Origin of the sequence: Acinetobacter zhairuonensis, assembly GCF_022601715.1 — a bacterium.
Classification (GTDB): Bacteria; Pseudomonadota; Gammaproteobacteria; order Pseudomonadales; family Moraxellaceae; genus Acinetobacter.
On record NZ_JAKVIM010000004.1, the window covers coordinates 107,116 to 129,186 of the forward strand.

A 22,071-nucleotide genomic window follows, 5' to 3' on the forward strand; every position below is an offset into this window, starting at 1 on the left:
TTTAAAAAGTATAATCTTCAAGGAGTATAACGGAGATTATGGGTTTCTATTTCTGAATTTCGGTTTTCGCTTATGGATAATTTTGTATTAAGGTGTGGAGAATTCTAATATGCAGCAAGCAATTATTGGTTTTCATCAGGATGAAGAACAGCATTGGGTGGCAGATTTGGCTTGTGGACATACGCAACATGTACGTCATACGCCACCTTGGCAAAATCGACCTTGGGTGATGACTGAGCAAGGGCGTAAGGACAAGTTGGGGGTGATGCTGGAGTGTAAGCAGTGTGATATAGAGAGTTGTCAATAGATCATTTTAGGCTCAGCCCTATGTCGAAAGGCCCATGCATCGGGCCTTTCGGATCAACTGTATTTGGTGAATTTTCGAAATGATTAACTCATGCAACGGGTTGCAAATTAGATAATACATCCAGCTGGATTAAGCGGATTCATTACTAAATTCATGAAAAGCATCCAAGACATGGGAAGAGTACATCAAGGATGGTCCTCCGCCCATCATAACAGCAACGCCTAATACTTCTTCGACTTCCTTTAGACTCGCCCCGAGTTTAACTAAAGCCTTGGTATGAAAAGCAATACACGCATCACAGCGTTTTTCAACCGCGATGGCCAAGGCAATAAACTCTTTGGTTTTTGTATCTAAGATTGCATTTTCTAAAGCCGCTTGACTTAACTGCCCAAAACCTTGCATCAATTTAGGCGTATCTTGCTGCAAAGTTTTTAAATTTTTAGCAATTGTTTGCGTGATAGCTTGATAACTCATGTGAATCTCGAATCAATTTAATATATTTAATTATATATTATATAAAAATATATTGTTTTAAATAAAGTCTATTTTCATCTTGTTATTATTGAAGTCCTTAAACTTCAAGCCCCTAAAAGCCGTCTTTGGGATGCCCTACACGTCTAAACCAATATTATTTCTTCTTAGCCTGTATATAAGAGCCCTCGATTTTTCTATGCCTATCCTGTTCTCGATACCCATTACAAATCCGGGATCATCATTCTTCTGCTATTATCAAGCTCTTGCACTAAATAAAAGCCTCAATACAATTTGCCACACTTTTTTTACTGAGCTTATCAATAAAAAAAGGAAGCCTTAGCCTCCTTTTTCTTCACTCAATAGGCATTAGATACCATATTTCACACGGTAAGCTTCCATTTTTGCCAAGGCTTCGCTTTCACCTTTGGCATCTAAAAAGTTCATTAAATCTTTCATGGTAATTAAGGCATGTACAGGAATTTCCAACTCTTTTTGTACTTCCTGAATGGCTGATAACTCACCTTGACCTTTTTCCTGACGGTCTAATGCCACCAAAACGCCTGCAATGGTTGCCCCTGCATTTTTCAAAATGGTTACCACTTCACGAATTGCAGTGCCCGCAGTAATTACGTCATCAATAATCCAGACTTTTTTACCTGCAACTGATGCACCGACTAATACACCGCCTTCACCATGATCTTTGGCTTCTTTACGGTTAAAGCCCCAAGGCACACTTACACCATGATTTTGTGATAATGCCACAGCCGTTGCTGCAACGAATGGAATACCTTTATACGCAGGACCAAACACCACTTCGACATTGTCGCACTGAGTCAATTTATCTGCATAGCCAGAAGCCAATAAAGACAAGGCTTCACCATCATTCAATAAACCTGCATTAAAAAAATAAGGACTCACACGACCTGATTTTAAAGTAAACTCACCAAATTTAAGCACACCACGTGATAAAGCGAGTTCGATAAATGCTTGTGGGTTAAATTGAGCTGGCGTTGACATGAGGTGCTCCGAAATTCATACATTGAGGTTATGACTGCGCATGATACCAAAGAGTAGCTACCCAAGTGATCAAAAAATTTTACGAGTGGTTTCAATTAACGTAAATGGCTTACGTTCATCCGTAACCAAAGGCTTACTTGAATGGTTAGAAAAGTCAGATGCGGATGTAGTCTGCATGCAAGAAAGCCGCATTACCCATGCACAATGGACTGATAAATTTAAACCCGAAGGCTGGTATACCCATCTGTTCCCAGCAGAACGTGCAGGCTATGCTGGCACTGCCATTTACAGTCGTTTGCCGTTTGTTTCGGTAACAGATGGACTCGGTTTTGAACTGGCAGATTCTCAAGGACGCTTTATCAGTGCTGAATTTGATTTAGGTCTTGATCAACCTGTGCATATTTGTTCTTTATATTTACCTTCTGGCTCTTCAGGCGATGAAGCACAAGCGCGTAAAGACCATTTTTTGGAAAATTATCAGCAGATTTTGAAACAATGGCGCGCTGAAAATAAATCCATCATTGTCTGTGGTGACTACAATATTGTGCATAAGCGCATTGATATTAAAAACTGGTCGGGCAATCAAAAATCTTCAGGCTGCTTACCACATGAACGTGCTTGGCTGGATCATATTTATGATGAACTCGGTTATGTGGATACCTTCCGTGAAGTTCGCAAAGAAGCGGAACTTTATTCTTGGTGGTCAAATCGTGGACAAGCCCGTGCCAAGAACGTCGGTTGGCGGATTGATTACCAAGCCTGCTCACCTGACTGGAAAGCCCGCACCGTCAATGCTTGGGTCTATAAAGAGGAATGGTTTAGTGACCATGCTCCCGTAATTATTGATTATCAAATCTAAACAATACGCCTGATTGAGTGAACAATCGTTCACTCAATAATCTCTTTTTACTCACAACAGATGACGTATTTTCTGTCTATTTATCCTTAGTGAGAAACGGCATTATAGCGGCACGGCACAGGGACATGTCAGGATGACAGCAAAGGGATAGGAAGCCGTAGGATGATTAAAGCACACTTTGTTTAGAGTTTGCTTTCAAGGATGTGACAATGGACGTTGTAATGAGACCCGCATAATCAGGATGATTAAATGCGGGTTTTCTCTTTTTTATTTCTTATTTAAGCGCTGATGTTTTCATTGTTTTAAGATTGTTTTTGTTTATGCGTATAGCATGCCAAGCTTTGATTGCAGTTCGATGACAAGCTCAGAATAACTGTTGATATTTTATTCCTTTAACGCCTAGCGCTAGAGAAAGCTTGTTTTTTTGTTTACCCTATAGCCAAAGATCATTTTAGAGAAGTATTCAACGTGCTAAAAATTTATGGCATTAAAAACTGTAGCTCCATGAAAAAAGCATTCGATTTGCTGACTGAACTTGGCTTGGCCTATGAATTTCATGATTATAAAAAGCAAAGTATTGATGCCGACACCTTAAAAATCTGGTTAGACCAAGTCGGACAAGAGCTAATTTTAAATAAAAAAGGCACCACTTGGCGCAAACTCACTGAAGCAGAACAACAGCATGCCCTAGCTTCACAAACACAACTGATTGAAACCCTGATGGCACAGCCAAGCCTGATCAAACGCCCTGTTTTAAACACGGCATCTGGCTATATTATTGGTTTTGATGAAGCCGCTTACCGTGCCCTTGCAGGCTAAAAGCTAAAATAGAAAAAATAAAAAAGCCTGACTCAATGCAGGCTTTTTTATTCTTGATTCTGTCTTAGTTTACACGCACCCAAGTCTGGTTACGTCCTAAAGCTGCGACACCCAAATAACCACGAAGCTCAAGTTTCTTACCGCCTGAAGTCAACTCACCTTTTAAGCTATAAGTTTTGCCATTTTTCGGATCTAAAATCGTACCATCATCATATTTGGTACCACCAACATTTTTTAAACCACGTACAATAGTGAGACCTTTCAACGATTTGTTCTGATAAGGACCTTCACATTTACTACAGGCATTTTCTTCGCCTGGCGTTAAAACATTTTGAATGGTTGCAGTTAAAACACCATTTTTTTGCTCAGTAAATTTCACAACCGCACGCGGTTGTTTGGTTTTATCATCAATTGTTTTCCACACTGTACCATTCAATGGATCAGCCGCATTTGCCAATACGGTGAAGCCAAGCAATCCTAATGCAAGCGCAATTTTTTTCATTTTTCTTGATTTCCCTAGTCTGTTTGTAGACGCCTTTAAGTATTGTTAAGCCACAACAATTTTGCAATTCTTGAGTGTGACTGTTTAGTGTACCCTTGTAATTATTGTGGGTAAATACACCGCTATTCAGCATAATTTATAACAAAATGGAAGAACCATGAATATTTCAGCGCCGTGGAAACAATTCATTACAGAAAGCCTTTTAAAAACTGCCGTCCGCACGCCAAGTCAATATAGCCTCCCTCCCAAAACTTTAAGACTCGGCTTAGAACAGCTTTGTCGTGTCTTTCCCATGCAACCCGATGTACAAGTACGTAGCTTACGCTTGGGGCAACTGAATGCCGAAGAACTGAAGCCGCAGCAGCAATCGACTCAACTGATTTTTCATATCCATGGCGGTGTGTTCTTTCTTGGCTCACTGAAAACACATCGGGCATTTTTAAGCCAGATTGCCGCACGCACGCAAATGCAGGTGTTACATGTAGATTATCCGCTTTCACCTGAACACCCATTTCCAGAGGCAGTAGATGCCTTATTTGAAGTGTATTTGAATTTACTGAATCAGGGCATCCAAGCCAAAGATATCATCCTGTCGGGTGACTCCTGTGGGGCAAACCTCGCGGTCGCACTGGCGATCAAAATCCGTCAGGCACAACGGGAACAGGTCAGCGGTTTGATTTTACTGTCTCCGTTTTTAGATTTGACCCTGACCAGCGAATCGCTACGCTTCAATCAAAAACATGATGCGCTCTTGTCCATAGAAGCCCTTGAAACAGGGATTGCTTACTACCTCCCCAAAGAGATTGATCGGGGTGATCCGCGTGTTTCCCCTGTATTTGAGGATTTAACTGGCTTACCTCCCACCCTCATCCAGGTCGGCTCTAAAGAAATTTTAATGGATGATGGCAAACGCTTTCAGCAACAAGCTCAAGCTGCGGGAGTAGACGTTGAATTTAAAATTTATACAGGCATGTGGCACAACTTCCAAATGTTCAGTGCTTGGTTTGAAGAAGCCCAACAAGCCCTAGCCGATTTAGCGACCTTTGCTCACCGCTTAGACCACGATTAATAACCATAAAAAAAGGTCAGCTTGCGCTGACCTTTTTTCTATCTAAAGATAATTTAGATGAGTTTCACCTGAGCCAAAGCTGCTTCAATGGCTTTAGTTTTCATCTCTTCGCCCATGTTGACGCCTTCCGCACGTACCACTTCAACTTGGTTGACACCCGTAAAGTTAAAGACTGTTTTCAAGAAGCCTTCTTGGAAATCTGCTGGGCTATTGTCACCATATACACCGCCACGGCTGCTGGCGATATACACCTGTTTATCCCCTGCTAAACCAACAGGACCATTTTCAGTGTATTTAAAAGTTTTACCTGCCACGCTAATACGGTCAATCCATGCTTTTAAGGTTGAAGCTAAACCGAAGTTATACATGGCAGCACCGACCACAACCACATCAGCATCTAAATATTGCTGAATGATCTGTTCACCTAATGCAGTTTGTTCCGCATTTTGTCCCATTAAAATTTCTGCTGTTAAATGGGGAATAGGCTGAGCTGCCAAATCTAAATACTGTACTTGGACATCAGCATTTTTGGCTTGCAATTGTTCAACAATCGCCTGACTCAACTGACGTGAAACCGATGTTGTACCTAAAATGCTTGAATCGATATGTAAAACTTTCATGACGTAACTCGAATATTTGATCTCTTGGAATAGGCTCAGTTTAGGTCATCCATAAAAATAGAATAATTATCTAAGTTAATACACTATGTTCCATATTTAGAACAAAATGGTAAAGTGACTCAATACGAATGGATCAAGTTTTTGAAATTGCATTCAAATCTGAAAAAGCTGAACTTATCCAACCATGCCATATATTTATACTTTTTCGACTTGATAGGCTTCTAAATAGTTCACCCAATGCCCTTCAAGCATCGCAGCTTCAATCCATGCTTGTACAGCAGGATGTTGCAACATGCTTTGCATATAACGCTGACTGGATTCACTGAGCGGTAAAGCGTAGCTTTGAAAACGCATCACCACTGGTGCATAAAAGGCATCTGCAATACTGAACGCGCCACACAGAAAACCTGCTGGATCTGGGCGTTCTGCCCAAATTTGCTCAATACGCGCAACATCCTGTCTTAACGCTGCATGTTCTGCCCAAAGACGCTGCCCCACATCTGCCAGTTGTGCACGAATATTCATACCACACAGGGTTCTTAACGAAGCAAAACCACTGTGCATTTCTGCGCTAATACTTCTGGCTCGGGCACGTTGTGTCTTGTCTTTCGGCCAAAGTGCCTGCTCAGGATACTGTTCTGCCAAATATTCACAAATTGCTAGAGAATCCCAAATTTTTAATCCTTGATCACACAAAATCGGCACTTTGGCATTGTTAGAAATTGCCGTAAGCTTTTGCTGAAACAAACCGATCGAGCGTTCTCGATCAAAATAAATCACATGCTCCTGAAAGGGGATTTCAAAAGCTTTTAACACCAACCAAGGACGCATTGACCAGCTGGAGTAGTTTTTATTGGCAATATAAAGTGTGAGCATCATTAATGTCCTAAATTTTGTTGGAATTGTTGTAGTTGCTCTAATAACTCAGCTTCGCTAAAGGCACCCGTTAAACGCAGCCCTCGGACCTCCTGCTGCACAGGGGTTAAAAATAAATAGGTCGGTGGTCCTAAAATATCCCACTGTTTTAACAATTGCTGATGACTGGCATCATAATGACTTAAATCTAGTTTGATGAGTGTATAAGGACTCAGGGCTTGCTGAACCTGTGCCGATTTTAAAACCCGATGCTCAATCGGTTGGCATGCCACACACCAGTCTGCATAGACATCAATCACAATGCCACGATCTTTCGGTGCTTGTGCCAAAATTTGCTGGAACTCTGCCGCAGTTTGAGCCACCTGCCACTGTGCCTGTTGTGAGCTTTGCTCCACAAAGAAATGCTGACTTTGCTGATATTGACTGTAAATTACATACGGTACAGCCACTATTAAAATGACCAGATACAATGGACGTAACGGCGATTTTTGCCACAGCGCACGATACAATACGTAGCAGATAAAGCTCAGCCCCAAGAGCAAACTTGAGCCTTGCATCCAGCCTTCAGACAACAATGGACGGATAAAATACAATGCCAATGCCAGCATTAAAAAGGCGAACAGGACTTTAATCTGGTTCATCCATAAGCCTGCTTTTGGCAAAGCTTTGGCACCTAAAATACTCGCCAATAACAGCGGCAACCCCATCCCAAAACCAAGAGTAAACAACAACAAAGCCCCTTGCCACTGATTCTGAGTTTGAGAAATAAAGAGCAATGCCCCCGCCAGCGGTGCAGTCATACATGGACCAACCAACAAGGCTGAAATCATGCCCATGACCGCTGCCCCGATCAGACTGCCGCCTTTTTGCATGGACTGCCAATGGTCTAAACGATGCACGACGGCATGTGGTAAACGGAGTTCAAACAGTCCAAATAAATTGAAAGCAAACACCACAAACAACAAACTAAAAGCAATCAGGGTCGAAGGCTGCTGTAACCAGCGCTGAAAATTCAATCCCGCAGAGGACGCCACCAAGCCCAACACGGCATAGACCATGGCCATACTACACACGAACACCAAGGCAATCATCCATGCTTTGACCCCGCGGCGATCACGTACAATCAGGGAGCTGAGAATCGGGATCATCGGTAGCGAGCACGGTGTAAACGCCAACAAAATGCCCAAGCCTAAAAACAGTAATAAGCCGTAAATCGGCGAGCGCTGCGCCAATTGTGCAGACCAGCGTTGATCCTGTGCCGTTTGTGATGCAGGTGCTGCATTGTTTTGATCTACAGCATCCGCATTTTCTACGGCAGCATTGTTTTGATTTGAGTTTAAATCTAACAGTCGCTTCAGTGCCGTAGATTGATTTTGCAAAGCGACTAAACCATCAGCATCCGTCTTGAATTCAATACTTTGAGGAGGATAACAAATACGGTCTTTGGCACAGCCTTGCCAAGTCACTTGATAAGTTTGTGAAGCTTGCGCTGGCACCTTAAATTGCACTTGCTGATAATAGACCTGAGTTTGACCATAGTTATCATCATAGAGTGCTTGTGCCTTTGGCAATGTTAAGGGCAGTACATGCTGCCCTTGTCGTACCTCAAACTTGTGCTGATACAGATAATAATGTTCAGGAATATTCCAATGTAACTGCACTTCTTGTGTAGAAACAGATTCAACTTGAACAGGAAAAGCCTCTTCGGCAGATAACAAGGCTTGCTGCGCATGCAGCAAGGTTGAACAAAATGCCAGTAAAGCAGCACAGAGCCAGAGCACACTGCGCCCATAAGATTTTGAAAGCAGCAGAGACTTTTCCATAAACAAGACTGACACCTTTAGAATAAGTATGAAACACCTAAACCTGATTGATAACGCTTATCTGCACCACTGAGCACCACACCCACACTGGCATCTAACTGGGTACGCTCATTTAAGGCATAAATTACACCTGAATCCAGCGCGTATTCATAGTCTTGGCTTTCTGCTTTGCGATAGACCAATTCAGAAAAGCCTGACCATTTGTCTGACAGCTTGTAGCCAATGCTAGGGATCGCAGTGACTGCCCAATCGCCATCCTGAACTTCATAGCGCATGGTGATGGAAGTATTGACCAAGTCACTTTGCTGATAGGATACGGCAGTCGCCAAGGCATAAATATCATCCTCTGCTGTAAAGCCATCATTGCCTGTTGCCAGCACTGCTTCCAAAAGCACTGCCATGGTCAAGTTGTCATCGTTCAGGTCAATTGCACTTTTTAAACCAATGCTGACATCGCCTAAACCATCTTCATCCACGGTTTTACCCGCTTGTTTGACCTGACTCCATGACGGACCTTGCCAACCCAGTTGTAATTCCAAGTTGTGTGCAATCCCCGTACGTAATAAGGTGTCTGCATTCAGGGTCGTGGTTTTTTGCTGTACACCATTGACCATACTTTCTTCATAGCTAGCACTGGGCAAGCCCTGTTCCCAAGCTAGTTGCCCGACAGGTGTAATCCCTGTCCCAATGCCCGAACCAGGACGATCAAAAGAAAAGTCTGCCGCAAAAACTGGACAAGCCACACCAAGGGTTAGTGCCAATACGCTGCATTGTTGTAAATTTTTCATGATTTACCTCAGTTTTAAGCCAATTCTTTCGACATTTTTGCGCCCTGACTGCGTAACAATTCTAAAGTTTGACGTTCTTCAGGTAAGGCTTCTGCCCAGTTAATGGCATCGAAGTCGCAATCAAAAAATAAATCACTGATCGAAGATAAAATCGTGAGTCCATGTTCATCACGGGTATTTGGATCAACCTTGATTTCTAATAAACGCTTTACCGCAGGCACACATGCTGAACTGGCAGCATCCCATAAAGGACCATATAACTCTTCACTGTCCCATAAATGGAAGTTGGCTTTGGCTTGAATTAAAGCCTCCATAATCTCCAGATGCGCAGCCAGTTGTTGCTGTTTTTGTTCTTCAGTCAGCGCTTGTCCAGCTTCATAAGCTTCGCAAACATGTTCCCACCACTGAAATAATCCGTCTGACCAGACTGAAACAGCAGGACCTTTCTCAGCATCAATAAAGTTAGGATCTAAACCTTCAGCTAAAAGACGTTGTACTTGCGGCAGGTCTAATTCTTCTATCGCCTGCACAAAGACTTGTTGTTGTGCTGTTAACATGGAACATACTCTTTCATCAGTTTCGGAATATTATGCCGAATTCTCGGTGTTTTGTTTTAGGTAAATGTATATCTAAAGTTTTTAATTCTTATAAAAAAAGCCCCGCAGGGCTTTTTTCTGTTTATAGGCTCAATCAGTTGAGCTTAATCTTCATCATCAATCACATCTTTGTCTGCATCAGCATCCGCAAATTCTAATTGCCCACCTCGGGGATTTTCTCTTTTTTCAAACACATGCTCAAGACTACGTTTCAAACGATCAATAGCACCATGCAAAGCGGTATCAACATTATGTCCTTTATGATTCACGACCACAGGTTTTAATCCTGCTGCACGTGCTTCAATCATACATTTAATATCATCATCGCCGCCTTTGTCCCCATTTTCATCACTTAAATGTACAGAGAAATGGGTAATACGTTCACTATGACGTTGGAATTCTTCATTTAGTTCTGCACGCACATAACTTATTAAACGATCATTATTTTGAATGTTTTTATCTGTACGGATTTCAATGTTCATAATCTCATCCTCTTATCTATCTGAATCTTTTTTGTGCAAAACTTTTTTATCTTGGCACGCTTGTAGCTTGCTGTTTACACAGCATTCGAACATCTATAATCAATTTTGGAACCAACCTCCTCATTGAAATGATGAACACTTTTGAGTCTGCAGAATCGTGTCCTTGTCCTTTGAATATCGGGCTTAACTCAAAAATATGCAAGTGCTATTTTAAAAAAATTATCAAAAGGATAACCAATCGTGACAACTCCTTACTTGCGTGGTCAAGAACTCATCAACTCGATACGTACTACCCCTTATTCACGTGATTTAATTGGCTACCATGGGCAAGTTCCACATGCTGCATGGCCCAATCAAGCACGTATTGCGGTGCAGTTTGTGCTGAATTATGAAGAAGGTGGAGAAAACCACATTGAACATGGCGATGCGGGTTCAGAACAGTTTCTCTCGGAAATGTTTGGTGCTGCCAGTTATCCAGACAAGCATCTGTCGATGGACTCCATGTACGAATATGGATCTCGTGCAGGGTTCTGGCGTATTCATGCAGAATTCCAGCGTCGCCAGCTTCCCATGACCATTTTTGGTGTGGGGATGGCATTAATTCGCAATCCTTTTGTGGTCGAAGCCATTCAAGCGGCACAGTACGATGTGGTGTCTCATGGGCAACGCTGGCTGCATTATCAAAATATGGATATAGACACTGAGCGTCAGCACATGGATCAGGCAATGAGTGTATTAGAAGCTTTATTTGGTTATGCCCCGATAGGCTGGTATACAGGACGGGATAGCCCACGCACCCGCCAGTTACTGGCAGAATTCCCTCAAATTCAATATGACTGTGATTATTATGGAGATGATCTGCCTTTTTGGACCACCCTGACCAATCTTGCAGGTGAAAGCAGACCACATCTGATTATTCCTTATACTCTGGACAGCAATGATATGAAATTCAGTGCCGCCAATGGATTTAGCACCAGCGAAGATTTTTTTCAGTATTTGAAAGATGCTTTCGATGTTTTATATGCCGAAGGTGAACATGCACCGAAAATGCTTTCGATCGGGATGCACTGCCGACTGTTAGGACGCCCTGGGCGTTTTAAAGCCTTACAAAAGTTTTTGGATTATATTCAGTCTCATGAAAAAGTCTGGATTTGCCGACGCGGTGACATCGCTCAACATTGGTCACAGCAACATCCAGCAGCAGCATCCAACTGAGTTGCTTTGAGCTTGTAACTGTATCACTCACTGCCAAAAGAGAACTGCAAATTTTGCGCTCTTTTGGCAATCTTCCACTAACCCCATATGCAGGCATTAATAAGTTTCATTGCTTAATCTTGAATTTCAGCAGCTCGCTTTTTTCTGCCAGACTGCGACTCTAAATCAACAATACTTTCAAAATGGCATTCTATTTTTTAGATAAATTCAATATTCACCACAATTGACCAAATGGTTAAACCAAAACTCACCAAATTAGTGCAAATATCTGTCATATAAACTATTTATCTTGAATATTTTATCACCAATAGTTTTCAATCAATTTTATGCGATTTTCAAACACCGTTAAAACTATACCATTTGGTAAAATAATTAATATTATCAACAACATCTATTAACTCTATTTAATTTAATTTTCAATGGCATATTTTTTAAATTATTGGTCAAATTTGGCTTTATTTTTGCTAAAGAATCTGTATCCTTTAAACGCTTTCTCGGGGGAGATATTTTTTAATGAAACTGACTCAAATTGCGGCGACATGTGCATTGGCTACTGCAGCGACTTTTACTCAAGCTGCGCCAATCTGGCAAGATTTTAGTATCACAGGTTTATATGGTGAAGATTACCAACTGATTGCTCGTGAAGATGAGCAAACGACGGTAACTTTTGAATATACAGCAAAGTTAAAATACGGTGATTTTTTCGCTTTTGCTGACCGTACCAATAATGATGTGAGTGGCAACGAAACTTATTTCGAGGCTTCACCGCGTTTGAGCCTTGGTGCAATCTCAGGTCAAAAACTTGAGTTAGGCCCAATCAAAGATGTGTTAATCGCTACGACTTGGGAAGGTGGCGAAGGTTTCAACAACTACTTATATGGTGTTGGTGTCGATCTTGCGATTCCATATTTCCAATATGCACAAGTGAACTTGTACAAAGTAGACAACTACAAAAACACGCCTGATGATTACCAAATGACTTTGGCTTATGGCGTTCCATTTAAAGTTGGCTCAGAAGATTTCCTTGTGGATGGTTTCCTAGACTGGTCTACTGCGGAAGAAGATGGTCATGCGAGCGAAATGAACTGGACCACACAGTGGAAATGGAATGTGGGTAAACACATTTCTCCAGACACGCGCTTATACCTCGGTGCAGAATGGTCGGTTTGGAACAACAAATACAGCATTAAAGGTAAAGACGAAAATAACGTCAGTGCTTTAATTAAATACCATTTCTAATGGTTTAATTGGTGTCAAAAAAGCAAGACCTTGGTCTTGCTTTTTTTATGGTTAAATTTATACCTTCTTAAATTAAATCAGGTGTTTTGGTCGTATATTTTCGGCAATCAGACTCACAACCGCATGATTCTGCTCTACAGCATTCCGATAAAAACTTTTTAATTGGGTGAGTAATAAAGTCAACTCCGCCTCATCCAATTGAGCTGTGTGATCACCCATTAACTGAGCAATCTCAGAGGTATGCTGGTGTTTCCGACAATATTTTTGCAACTCTTCCACGCTAATTTGCTCAAGTGCTTGTGTCAATTCCATGACATGCACGGCAGGATTATATCGTGCGACGGATTTTATTTTGGGATGCTCTGAAATGGGATATTCTGCATAAATTAAATCATGTAAATTTAGATTGGCTGAACTCTGCTGGCTCAATATTTTAGCCAAAACAGGCCATAGTTCCCCCAAGTCAATTTGATCTTGTTTATACGGTGCCTGTTCGATATCCCTCATGTTCTCCGCATCGAGCATTAAACTCTCTAAATCATTTGGGGCAATGCTAAAAAGAAAAGCGTCCATGATGAGGTCCTTGTTATACTTATTGCCTTTAGCTTAGCTCGATTCAACGAGCAAGACACAGTACAAACTGTGTTAATTCAATTGCAGTTTGTAACCTGCCCGCCAAAATAAGTAGCCCCCTTTTTTAAATATAAGCCAGCAACCTTTTTCTCTCATTTTGCGCAGATTTATACTTTTTAAATTTAGCCAGATTACCTAGACTATCTGCACATCACTTTTGAATTTTAATAACAATGCAGAATTTTAAAAATTTATCCCTTATCGTTTTAACCACCTCCGTTTGGGTTTTACCACAGATCACCATAGCTGAATCAAACTATGAACAAGAGTTAAAACAAGGATGTGGCAAACTGAAACAATATGCACGTCTGGGCAAGCAACATTACGACCACAAACAATATGCTCAAGCCCTCAGCCAGTTTCAAGATCAAGCTGCTTGGTCACATTTTTGTCAAATCAATGCAGATGAAAGTGGTGTTCAGGTCTCTGATCGAGATATTGATATTGCCAACAATAATGTCGGTCTGACCTATGCCAAACTAGGTAAACCCCTATGGGCACGGGCATGGTTTCTACGTAACCCCGATTCAAAAATGAGTCAGTTCAATTTAAGTCAATTACCCACTATTCAGCTTTCGACTTCTTTAGCAGGGACATATGTTGCAAAAAATGGCTTTGGGCAATGGGACACCATCACCGTAAAAAAACTAAAAAATGCTTATCAAATTGAATTTGAAGGCTATTATTTTGGGCTGCGTGGGCTGATTTATGGACCGAATTTAGGCAGCTTTGATACACAGATGCCACTACAACAGAAAAAAGCAGTTTATCGTTATGAAGACTGCCAAATTCAGTTAAATTTTACCAATGATGCAAAACACGGACAGCAAATTGTGGTGGAAGAACAACAAAATACCTCGGGCTGTGGTTTTGGGCATAATGTATCTGCCAGCGGCACGTATATGAAAGTAGAAACTAATTAATAAAAAAAGCCTCTTAAGAGGCTTTTTTCTAAATCGCAACTAAATCCTTAATGCCTTTTTCAGGCATTTCCGCTCCACGACCTTGGGCAATCACCTGACCACGCGCCATCACGGTATAACCATCTGCCAGTTCTTCGGCAAAGTCATAAAACTGTTCCACCAAAATAATCGCCATATCACCGCCATCTGCCAGTTTACGAATCACACGACCAATATCTTTAATGATGGAAGGCTGAATACCTTCTGTCGGTTCATCTAAAATCAGCACCTTCGGTTCAGAAGCCAAAGCCCGCGCAATCGCCAATTGCTGCTGTTGTCCTCCTGATAAATCCCCGCCACGGCGATGCTTCATTTCATCTAGCACTGGGAAAATTTCATACAGATGCTCAGGTACTTTTTTGGTTTTGGTACCCGAAAATTTCGCCATGCCGATTAGAATATTTTCTTCCACAGTTAAGGTCGAAAAAATATCTCGTCCCTGCGGAACATAGGCCAAACCCGCCCTTACCCGCTGCTCAGGACTGAGTTTAGAAATGTCTTTACCATCCAATACGATCTGTCCCGACTTGATCGGTAAAATTCCCATTAGGCATTTCAGCAAGGTGGTTTTCCCGACGCCGTTACGTCCTAACACCACCGAACACTCGCCAATCGGGGCTTGGAACGACACATCCCGTAAAATGTGGCTGCCCCCATAATATTGGTTTATCGCCTTAACTTCTAACATGTGCTGCTCCTTAACGCCCCAAGTATTTTTCAATCACGTCTTCATTGGCTTGCACTTCTGCCAGCGTTCCTTCTGCCAAAATTGCCCCTTGTGCCAAGACCGTGACTTTTTCACTGATGGTGTCGATAAAGCTCATGTCGTGCTCAACCACCACCAAGGTATGCTCTTTTTTTAACTCCAGACACAGTTCCGCTGTACGTTCGGTTTCCGCATCTGTCATGCCTGCCACAGGTTCATCCAGTAAGATCAGTTTTGGTCGCTGCATCAACAACATTCCAATTTCTAACCATTGCTTTTGACCATGCGACAACAAGCCCGCAGGCTTTTTGACCAATTCTTTTAAACGAATTTGCTCAAGGGTTTGATCCAATGCGATCTGAACATCTGCATCCAATTTACTGAAAAAGCTTTTTTTCACCCGTTTATCTTTGGGTGCAGCCAATAATAAATTTTCCAGCACGGTAAAATTTTCAAATACCGTCGGTTTCTGGAATTTACGCCCAATGCCTGCTTCAGCAATTTGTTCGGTACTCATCTTTGCCAAATCATAGGTTTGCCCAAAAAAAGCTGAACCTTCCGTGGGACGAGTTTTACCTGTAATCACATCCATCAAAGTGGTTTTACCTGCCCCATTGGGACCAATAATGCAGCGTAATTCCCCTTCTTCGATATATAACGATAAATCATTGAGGGCACGGAAAGAGTCAAACCAGACACTGACTTTTTCCAAATACAGCGCAATGCCGTGACTAAAATCTGCACCGTGTTCTTTTGGTCGCCCATAACCTTCTGAAGCATGTCCACCATGCGGCTGGATAATTTCGCTCATGCATCATGCTCCTTTTTAAAACGGTCAAATAACCCAATCACTCCTTTTGGTAGGAATAAAGTCACCACAATAAATAAACCACCTAGAATCAGTAGCCACGCTTCTGGATATGCCACCGTGAAATAGGTCTTCACCGCATTAATTAAACCCGCACCTAGAATCGGACCGATTAAAGTGCCACGCCCCCCTGCTGCCACCCAAACCGCCATTTCAATGGAGTTCACAGGATTCATTTCACTGGGATTAATAATGCCTGCTTGCGGCACATACAGTGCCCCTGCAATACCTGCAATCACCGCAGACAAGACCCAAGCCGAGAGCTTGTACCAAAGGGTACGATAGCCCAAATATTGCAAGCGGTTCTCGCTGTCACGAATCGCCCCCAACACCCGTCCATAAGGCTGATTCATCAAGTGACGTAAGCCCAAATAACACAGCAGCAACACCAATGCCGTTAAAAAGCAAAGGGTTGCACGCATAGACGCCGAAGTGATGTCCATACCCAAAATGGTTTTAAAGCCTGTGAAACCATTGTTGCCGCCAAAGCCTGTTTCATTGCGGAAAAATAACAGCGCTGCAGCAAACGTCATGGCTTGGGTAATGATAGAGAAATACACCCCTTTAATTTTGGAACGGAAAGCAAAGAAGCCAAAAATGAATGCGATTAGACCTGGGACCAACACCACCAAAGCCAATGCCCATAAGAAATGTTCCGTTCCGACCCAGTACCACGGTAATTCAGTCCAACTGAGAAAGCGCATGAAATCTGGTAGTTCTGATCCAGCCGATTCACGCATCAAATACATGCCAAAAGCATAACCACCCAAAGCAAAATACAGTCCATGCCCCAAGCTCAAAATGCCGGCATAACCCCAGACCAAATCCAATGCCAATGCCACAAGGGCAAGACACATGATTTTGCCAATCAAGGTGACCCAATAGGCAGAAAGATGCAAAGCCGATTCAGCAGGTAATACATGCAGCCAAGGCAGCACCAGCATCACCGCAAAACAGGCTGCAATCGCAACGCCGCTATAGGAATTGTCTGCAAATAAAGTTGTTATTTTCATCAGGTTTACTCCACAAAACGCCCTTTAATGGCAAACAAACCTTGTGGACGTTTCTGAATAAACAGAATCACAAGCACCAACAGAATAATTTTGGCCAGTACCGCACCTAGGCCAATTTCCAGCACCGTACCGCTGATGCCCAGACCCAAGGCTGCCAGTACAGCACCCCAGACTTGTCCAACACCACCAACCACAACCACCAAGAAGGCATCAATAATGTAGTTTTGCCCCAAGTCTGGACCAACATTCCCCACTTGTGCCAAGGCACAACCCGCCAAACCCGCCAATCCTGAACCCAAGCCAAATGCCAACATATCAATGCGTGCCGAACGAATACCGACCGCACGCGCCATCTGACGGTTTTGTGTCACAGCACGAACAAACAGACCAAAGCGGGTTTTATTCAGGAGATACACCAACAGCAAGAGCACTGCGACAGTGAAGATAATGATGGCGATACGGTTATACGGCAGCATTAAACTTGGCGTTAATGAGATACCGCCTGAAAGCCATGAAATATTCGACACTTCGACATTTTGTGCGCCAAAAATCATACGCACCAGCTGCATTAAAATCAGGCTGACCCCAAAGGTTGCCAGCAAGGTTTCCAGCTGTCTGCCGTATAAAGGACGAATAACCGTGCGTTCAATCAACATGCCAATCACGGCACTGACCAAAAAGGCTGCGGGAATTGCGATCAATAAATACCAATCTACATATTGTCCCAAATGGGTTTTAAATAGACTTTGCACCACATAGGTGGTGTAGGCACCAATCATAATCAGCTCGCCATGTGCCATGTTGATCACGCCCAACAGACCATAGGTAATGGCTAAGCCCAATGCCGCCAATAGCAAAATACTGGCGGTACTGAATCCTGAAAACACATGCCCTGCCCATTCACTGGCTTGTAATCGGGTTTTAATGCTGCTTTTTGCTGCCTGCAAAGCCGCTTCAAGTTCAGGATTCAGGTTCGCTTGAGTGAGTTCATGTTCAATCACTGCCAGTACATCAGGACGATCCGATGCAGACAATGTATTTACCGCCTGTAACTTAACCAGCGCATCGGAACTGCTTAAATCCATACGCGCTTTGAGCTGTTGCAAACGTGCTTTGACTTTGTTGTTTTGTTCTTGCAGATAGAGTTGACGAATCCAGACTGGATCAAGCTCATCTACATTATTTTCTAAAATATCAATCGCTGCTAAACGCTGTGTTGCTTCATCTGACTTCAGTTTCACTTTGGCTTGCCCAAAACTCAAAGCTTTACGCAAGGTATTCACCAAAGTAACTTGAGATAAATCCGCAGGCCACGTGCTCAGCTCTTGCATGGCAGGATACTGATACAACTTTTCATCATTTTTTAAGATATAGGTTTGACCTGCACCATCTCGATACAATTCATTTTGCTCAATATACGCCACCAACTGATCGAGGCTTTCAATACTGGCAGGCCATTGGTTCAACATGGCACGGCGTTCAGCAAAATCGGCTTTGACAAACCGTTGAATCGGATCTGCCTGCTGGACTTGCAGCGGTGCATCAGGTGCAGATGTTTCTGCCCAGACAGGATTGCAGAATAAGTGCAGGCAGGTACACAACAGTGCCACACAATAGCGTTTAATCGACATGAAAAGACTCCCCCCTCACAAGGCAAATGGTCTGTCATCGGAATGAAGAAATAGAAAGACCTACTGCCGTAGCAGTAGGTAGAGGGGAATTATTTTGGAATGTACGGGCTCCAAGGCTCCGCTTTAATGGTATTGGCAGTTTTATACACCACATCAAACTGACCATCGCCACGAATCTCGCCAATCATCACTGGCTTATGTAAGTGGTGATTGCTTTCATCCATTTTCAGGGTGTAACCCGATGGTGCAGCAAACGTTTGACCCGCCATGGCATCACGGACTTTATCCACTTCGGTTGTGCCGGCTTTTTCTACGGCCTGCTTCCACATGTTAATCCCAACATAGGTCGCTTCCATTGGGTCATTGGTTACCAATTTATCCGCATTTGGCAGTTTGTATTCCACCGCATACTGCTTCATCTTGTTCACGAATTCAGTATTTTTCGGATTTTTCACCGACATGAAGTAGTTCCATGCCGCCAAATGACCCACCAATGGTTTGGTATCAATACCGCGGAGTTCTTCTTCACCCACCGAGAAGGCCATCACTGGAATATCCGAGGCTTTAATGCCCTGATTGCCCAATTCACGGTAGAACGGCACATTCGAGTCACCATTAATGGTCGAAATTACCGCGGTTTTCTTGCCTGCGGCAAACTTTTTCACATTACCGACAATGGTTTGATAGTTGCTATGACCAAATGGGGTGTACTCTTCCATGATGTCCGCATCGGCAATGCCTTTCGACTTCAAGAACGCACGTAAAATTTTATTGGTGGTGCGTGGATAAACATAATCGGTACCTAACAGCACAAAGCGCCCCGCCTTGCCACCCTCTTCACTCATCAGATATTCCACCGCTGGAATGGCTTGCTGATTCGGTGCAGCACCAGTATAGAAAATATTTTTCGACTGCTCTTGTCCCTCATACTGCACAGGATAGAACAACAAACCATTGAGTTCTTCCACCACTGGCAAGACAGATTTACGCGATACCGAGGTCCAACATCCAAAAATCACCGCCACTTTATCTTGAGTAATCAACTGACGGGCTTTCTCAGCAAACAGGGGCCAGTCTGAAGCAGGGTCGACCACCACAGGTTCTAATTTTTTCCCTAATACCCCGCCGTTGGCATTAATTTCATTAATCGCCATCAGTGCCGTGTCTTTTAGTGAAGTTTCAGAAATGGCCATGGTGCCTGACAGCGAATGTAAAATCCCCACTTTGATGGTATCGCCACTGGCTGCAGGCGCTTTGGCTTCCGATGCTGCGGTTTCTGTTTTTTCTGCTGGTTTTGAGCAGCCTGTTAATGCAATGCTCCCCGCCACTGCTGCCGCCAAAAGAGTTTTACTCAATAGTTTTTGTTGGAACATTTTAGTTCTCCAAGCATTTTGTGTTTTTTGGTTATGTCTGCCCAGAGTATTCAATTTTTATGCCAACTAATTAAACATATGTTTTTATTATATAAATTTTTAAAACCCTCTATCTAAATTAATAATCTTGTATACATCATTGCCTCCTGATTTGTATTTTCGCGACTCAGGATGGTGCATTTTTCATCCGCTCATTGTATTCTTCCCTACTGAAATTGCACATTTTTTTTACAGCAGAAGATACTGCTGTGCACTAAAAAAGCCACCCAAAGCAGTTACCTTGGATGGCTTGAAAAATAGAGCAGACTGCAATTAAACCGCAATATCCGCCAGATTACCTTTTTGCTCTAACCAGTGTTTACGGTCTCCCGAACGCTTCTTCGCCAGCAACTTATCCAATAAGCTTGCGGTTAAATGGCTATCATCTAAATCCAGTTGCACCAGACGGCGGGTATTCGGATCCATCGTGGTTTCACGTAACTGGCTGGCATTCATCTCACCCAAGCCTTTAAAGCGGGTAATTTGCGGATTCTTAGTTTTGGCTTTTTTCAAAATTGACTCAAGCTCATCTTCATCCAAGGCATAATGCACATCTTTGCCGTCATCAATACGGAACAACGGCGGCATCGCCACGTATAAATGCCCTTCTTCTACCAAGTTCGGAAAATGCTTCACAAACAGCGCGCACAACAACGTGGCAATATGCAGACCATCCGAATCGGCATCCGCCAAGATACACACTTTGCCATAACGCAATTCGGACAAGTCATCACTGCCTGGGTCTACCCCAATCGCAATGGCAATATCATGTACTTCTTGCGACGCCAGTACTTCATCCGAAGAGACTTCCCAGGTATTTAGAATTTTGCCTCGAATCGGCATGATGGCTTGGAAGTTTTTATCGCGTGCCTGTTTGGCTGAACCGCCCGCAGAGTCCCCTTCCACAATAAACAGTTCCGAATCTTCACGGGTTTGACCGACACAGTCTGCCAACTTCCCAGGTAAGGCTGGACCTGACACGATTTTCTTGCGTTCAACTTTTTTCGAGGCTTTTAAACGACGACCCGCTTTGGAGATCGCCATTTCCGCCAATTGCATGGCAATTTCAGAGTGATGGTTCAACCACAGTGCGAAAGCATCTTTGGCAATATTCTGTACGATACCTGCGGCTTCACGACTGGAAAGACGCTCTTTGGTCTGTCCCGAAAATTGCGGTTCTTGGAATTTCAACGACAAGATATAGTTCACGCCATCCCAGACATCTTCCGCAGAAAGTTTCAAGTTACGCGGCAACAAATTACGTAGCTCACAGAACTCGCGTAATGCATCGGTGACGCCTGAACGCAAGCCATTGACATGCGTTCCGCCCTGCGCAGTGGGAATCAGGTTGACGTAACTTTCCTGAATTTGTTCGCCACCTTCGACATTCCAGCAAATGGCAAATTCAGCACTGGCACGTTCGGCATCGCCAGTGGCGACAAAAGCAGGTGCAGGCAAAATTTCACGCTCTTCCAGCTCATCCATCAAATAGTCGACCAGACCATTTTCAAACTGCCATTCGATTTTTTCATCGTTGATTTCATCAACGTAGATAATCTGTAGCCCGGCTGCTAAAACCGCTTTGGCTTTTAAGTTATGTTTCAGTGCTTTTAAGGCAAATTTAGGTGAATCAAAATATTTGGCTTCAGGCCAAAAACGTACCAGCGTGCCCGTTGCACGTTTTGGTACTTTGCCTTCCAAAATGGCTAAAGGCGCTGCAGGTTCGCCATGTTCAAATGCCATCTGATACAGGTTACCCTGACGCTGGACTTCCACTTCAACGCGGTCAGAAAGCGCATTCACTACCGAGATGCCGACACCATGCAAACCACCAGAAAACTGGTAGTTATCAGTACTGAATTTTCCGCCAGCATGTAGTTTGGTCAGAATAATTTCGATCCCGCTTTGTCCATATTCAGGATGAATATCAACTGGCATACCACGTCCATTATCCGCTACAGCCAAAGAGCCATCTTTATACACCGTCACCGTGATTTTATTGGCATGCCCCGCCAGTGCTTCATCCACCGCATTATCAATCACTTCCTGAGCCAAGTGGTTCGGACGAGAGGTATCGGTATACATCCCGGGACGACGACGAACTGGATCTAGACCAGATAAAACTTCAAGCGATTGAGCCGTATATTGAGACACGTTGTA

22 protein-coding genes and 1 pseudogene are annotated in these 22,071 nt (G+C 43.1%); 7 read left to right on the forward strand and 16 right to left on the reverse strand.

Annotation, left to right across the window (positions count from 1 at the left end; all coding sequences use genetic code 11):
• Nucleotides 1-109 precede the first annotated feature (109 nt).
• Nucleotides 110-307 (forward strand): DUF3565 domain-containing protein, encoded by a 198-nt coding sequence (locus MKI85_RS04795; RefSeq protein WP_241625493.1) that lies wholly within the window; start codon nt 110-112, stop codon nt 305-307.
• Nucleotides 308-436: 129 nt separating this feature from the next.
• Here MKI85_RS04795 and MKI85_RS04800 read toward each other — a convergent pair whose 3' ends face one another.
• Both MKI85_RS04800 and pyrE read right to left on the reverse strand, forming a co-directional pair.
• A complete protein-coding gene (locus MKI85_RS04800; protein WP_241625495.1) occupies nt 437-781 on the reverse strand; it encodes a carboxymuconolactone decarboxylase family protein in 345 nt (114 codons plus the stop codon).
• 366 nt (nt 782-1,147) lie between these two features.
• Nucleotides 1,148-1,798, reverse strand: a complete 651-nt coding sequence (gene pyrE / locus MKI85_RS04805) for an orotate phosphoribosyltransferase (RefSeq protein ID WP_241625498.1) — start codon at nt 1,796-1,798, stop codon at nt 1,148-1,150.
• Nucleotides 1,799-1,838: 40 nt separating this feature from the next.
• Between pyrE and MKI85_RS04810 the strand changes: the two genes are divergently transcribed.
• Nucleotides 1,839-2,657, forward strand: coding sequence for an exodeoxyribonuclease III (locus MKI85_RS04810; RefSeq protein WP_241625500.1), 819 nt, complete (start codon nt 1,839-1,841; stop codon nt 2,655-2,657).
• A gap of 468 nt (nt 2,658-3,125) precedes the next feature.
• On the forward strand, nt 3,126-3,476 hold the full coding sequence (locus MKI85_RS04815) for a Spx/MgsR family RNA polymerase-binding regulatory protein (RefSeq protein WP_241625502.1): 351 nt from the start codon (nt 3,126-3,128) through the stop codon (nt 3,474-3,476).
• Between the two features lie 64 nt (nt 3,477-3,540).
• Here the strand turns inward: MKI85_RS04815 and MKI85_RS04820 are convergent, their stop codons facing one another.
• A complete protein-coding gene (locus MKI85_RS04820) occupies nt 3,541-3,978 on the reverse strand; it encodes a DUF2147 domain-containing protein (RefSeq protein ID WP_241625504.1) in 438 nt (145 codons plus the stop codon).
• Between the two features lie 157 nt (nt 3,979-4,135).
• On the opposite strand from MKI85_RS04820, the gene MKI85_RS04825 reads away from it, so the two are divergent.
• Nucleotides 4,136-5,047, forward strand: a complete 912-nt coding sequence (locus tag MKI85_RS04825) for an alpha/beta hydrolase (protein WP_241625505.1) — start codon at nt 4,136-4,138, stop codon at nt 5,045-5,047.
• A gap of 53 nt (nt 5,048-5,100) precedes the next feature.
• Here MKI85_RS04825 and MKI85_RS04830 read toward each other — a convergent pair whose 3' ends face one another.
• From MKI85_RS04830 to MKI85_RS04855, 6 genes are all read right to left on the reverse strand, one after another.
• Nucleotides 5,101-5,667: an FMN-dependent NADH-azoreductase gene (locus MKI85_RS04830; protein ID WP_241625507.1), complete on the reverse strand. Its 567-nt coding sequence runs from the start codon at nt 5,665-5,667 to the stop codon at nt 5,101-5,103.
• Nucleotides 5,668-5,862: 195 nt separating this feature from the next.
• Nucleotides 5,863-6,543: a glutathione S-transferase family protein gene (locus MKI85_RS04835; RefSeq protein WP_241625509.1), complete on the reverse strand. Its 681-nt coding sequence runs from the start codon at nt 6,541-6,543 to the stop codon at nt 5,863-5,865.
• A 2-nt stretch (nt 6,544-6,545) separates the two neighbouring features.
• A complete protein-coding gene (gene dsbD / locus MKI85_RS04840) occupies nt 6,546-8,366 on the reverse strand; it encodes a protein-disulfide reductase DsbD (RefSeq protein WP_241625511.1) in 1,821 nt (606 codons plus the stop codon).
• 17 nt (nt 8,367-8,383) lie between these two features.
• Entirely contained in the window at nt 8,384-9,154 is a 771-nt protein-coding gene (locus tag MKI85_RS04845; RefSeq protein WP_241625513.1) for a transporter, read from the reverse strand.
• Nucleotides 9,155-9,168: 14 nt separating this feature from the next.
• Entirely contained in the window at nt 9,169-9,711 is a 543-nt protein-coding gene (locus MKI85_RS04850) for an ankyrin repeat domain-containing protein (RefSeq protein ID WP_241625514.1), read from the reverse strand.
• Nucleotides 9,712-9,854: 143 nt separating this feature from the next.
• Entirely contained in the window at nt 9,855-10,232 is a 378-nt protein-coding gene (locus tag MKI85_RS04855) for an HPF/RaiA family ribosome-associated protein (RefSeq protein WP_241625516.1), read from the reverse strand.
• 240 nt (nt 10,233-10,472) lie between these two features.
• Here MKI85_RS04855 and puuE point away from each other — a divergent pair, with 240 nt between their 5' ends.
• The gene (gene puuE, locus MKI85_RS04860) at nt 10,473-11,447 is read left to right on the forward strand and encodes an allantoinase PuuE (RefSeq protein WP_241625518.1); all 975 of its coding nucleotides are present in this window, start codon (nt 10,473-10,475) and stop codon (nt 11,445-11,447) included.
• Between the two features lie 513 nt (nt 11,448-11,960).
• Nucleotides 11,961-12,686, forward strand: a complete 726-nt coding sequence (locus tag MKI85_RS04865; protein ID WP_241625520.1) for an outer membrane protein OmpK — start codon at nt 11,961-11,963, stop codon at nt 12,684-12,686.
• Between the two features lie 72 nt (nt 12,687-12,758).
• Here the strand turns inward: MKI85_RS04865 and MKI85_RS04870 are convergent, their stop codons facing one another.
• Nucleotides 12,759-13,259, reverse strand: coding sequence for a DUF1877 family protein (locus MKI85_RS04870; RefSeq protein ID WP_241625521.1), 501 nt, complete (start codon nt 13,257-13,259; stop codon nt 12,759-12,761).
• Between the two features lie 233 nt (nt 13,260-13,492).
• Here MKI85_RS04870 and MKI85_RS04875 point away from each other — a divergent pair, with 233 nt between their 5' ends.
• Nucleotides 13,493-14,242 carry a hypothetical protein gene (locus MKI85_RS04875; RefSeq protein ID WP_241625524.1) on the forward strand — a complete coding sequence of 250 codons (750 nt, stop codon included), beginning with the start codon at nt 13,493-13,495 and terminating at the stop codon, nt 14,240-14,242.
• Between the two features lie 28 nt (nt 14,243-14,270).
• Here the strand turns inward: MKI85_RS04875 and urtE are convergent, their stop codons facing one another.
• From urtE to parE, 6 genes and pseudogenes are all read right to left on the reverse strand, one after another.
• Complete coding sequence (urtE, locus tag MKI85_RS04880) at nt 14,271-14,969, reverse strand: urea ABC transporter ATP-binding subunit UrtE (protein WP_241625526.1); 699 nt, start codon at nt 14,967-14,969, stop codon at nt 14,271-14,273.
• A 10-nt stretch (nt 14,970-14,979) separates the two neighbouring features.
• A complete protein-coding gene (gene urtD, locus MKI85_RS04885) occupies nt 14,980-15,798 on the reverse strand; it encodes an urea ABC transporter ATP-binding protein UrtD (protein ID WP_241625528.1) in 819 nt (272 codons plus the stop codon).
• On the reverse strand, nt 15,795-16,868 hold the full coding sequence (urtC, locus tag MKI85_RS04890) for an urea ABC transporter permease subunit UrtC (protein WP_241625530.1): 1,074 nt from the start codon (nt 16,866-16,868) through the stop codon (nt 15,795-15,797). Before urtC ends, urtD begins: the two co-directional genes overlap by 4 nt.
• 5 nt (nt 16,869-16,873) lie before the next feature.
• A pseudogene (gene urtB, locus MKI85_RS04895) lies at nt 16,874-18,385 on the reverse strand (urea ABC transporter permease subunit UrtB); the annotation flags it as partial.
• 203 nt (nt 18,386-18,588) lie between these two features.
• The gene (gene urtA, locus MKI85_RS04900) at nt 18,589-19,872 is read right to left on the reverse strand and encodes an urea ABC transporter substrate-binding protein (RefSeq protein WP_241625534.1); all 1,284 of its coding nucleotides are present in this window, start codon (nt 19,870-19,872) and stop codon (nt 18,589-18,591) included.
• A 312-nt stretch (nt 19,873-20,184) separates the two neighbouring features.
• On the reverse strand, nt 20,185-22,065 hold the full coding sequence (parE, locus tag MKI85_RS04905; protein WP_241625536.1) for a DNA topoisomerase IV subunit B: 1,881 nt from the start codon (nt 22,063-22,065) through the stop codon (nt 20,185-20,187).
• Between the last annotated feature and the right edge of the window lie 6 nt (nt 22,066-22,071).

Bases quoted from the DNA above. Each gene is read 5' to 3' on its own strand.
- MKI85_RS04795 (WP_241625493.1), top strand. From the start codon at position 110: ATGCAGCAAGCAATTATTGGTTTTCATCAGGATGAAGAACAGCATTGG.
- MKI85_RS04800 (WP_241625495.1), bottom strand. From the start codon at position 781: ATGAGTTATCAAGCTATCACGCAAACAATTGCTAAAAATTTAAAAACT.
- pyrE (WP_241625498.1), bottom strand. From the start codon at position 1,798: ATGTCAACGCCAGCTCAATTTAACCCACAAGCATTTATCGAACTCGCT.
- MKI85_RS04810 (WP_241625500.1), top strand. From the start codon at position 1,839: ATGATACCAAAGAGTAGCTACCCAAGTGATCAAAAAATTTTACGAGTG.
- MKI85_RS04820 (WP_241625504.1), bottom strand. From the start codon at position 3,978: ATGAAAAAAATTGCGCTTGCATTAGGATTGCTTGGCTTCACCGTATTG.
- MKI85_RS04825 (WP_241625505.1), top strand. From the start codon at position 4,136: ATGAATATTTCAGCGCCGTGGAAACAATTCATTACAGAAAGCCTTTTA.
- MKI85_RS04830 (WP_241625507.1), bottom strand. From the start codon at position 5,667: ATGAAAGTTTTACATATCGATTCAAGCATTTTAGGTACAACATCGGTT.
- MKI85_RS04835 (WP_241625509.1), bottom strand. From the start codon at position 6,543: ATGCTCACACTTTATATTGCCAATAAAAACTACTCCAGCTGGTCAATG.
- dsbD (WP_241625511.1), bottom strand. From the start codon at position 8,366: ATGGAAAAGTCTCTGCTGCTTTCAAAATCTTATGGGCGCAGTGTGCTC.
- MKI85_RS04845 (WP_241625513.1), bottom strand. From the start codon at position 9,154: ATGAAAAATTTACAACAATGCAGCGTATTGGCACTAACCCTTGGTGTG.
- MKI85_RS04850 (WP_241625514.1), bottom strand. From the start codon at position 9,711: ATGTTAACAGCACAACAACAAGTCTTTGTGCAGGCGATAGAAGAATTA.
- MKI85_RS04855 (WP_241625516.1), bottom strand. From the start codon at position 10,232: ATGAACATTGAAATCCGTACAGATAAAAACATTCAAAATAATGATCGT.
- MKI85_RS04865 (WP_241625520.1), top strand. From the start codon at position 11,961: ATGAAACTGACTCAAATTGCGGCGACATGTGCATTGGCTACTGCAGCG.
- MKI85_RS04870 (WP_241625521.1), bottom strand. From the start codon at position 13,259: ATGGACGCTTTTCTTTTTAGCATTGCCCCAAATGATTTAGAGAGTTTA.
- MKI85_RS04875 (WP_241625524.1), top strand. From the start codon at position 13,493: ATGCAGAATTTTAAAAATTTATCCCTTATCGTTTTAACCACCTCCGTT.
- urtE (WP_241625526.1), bottom strand. From the start codon at position 14,969: ATGTTAGAAGTTAAGGCGATAAACCAATATTATGGGGGCAGCCACATT.
- urtD (WP_241625528.1), bottom strand. From the start codon at position 15,798: ATGAGCGAAATTATCCAGCCGCATGGTGGACATGCTTCAGAAGGTTAT.
- urtC (WP_241625530.1), bottom strand. From the start codon at position 16,868: ATGAAAATAACAACTTTATTTGCAGACAATTCCTATAGCGGCGTTGCG.
- urtA (WP_241625534.1), bottom strand. From the start codon at position 19,872: ATGTTCCAACAAAAACTATTGAGTAAAACTCTTTTGGCGGCAGCAGTG.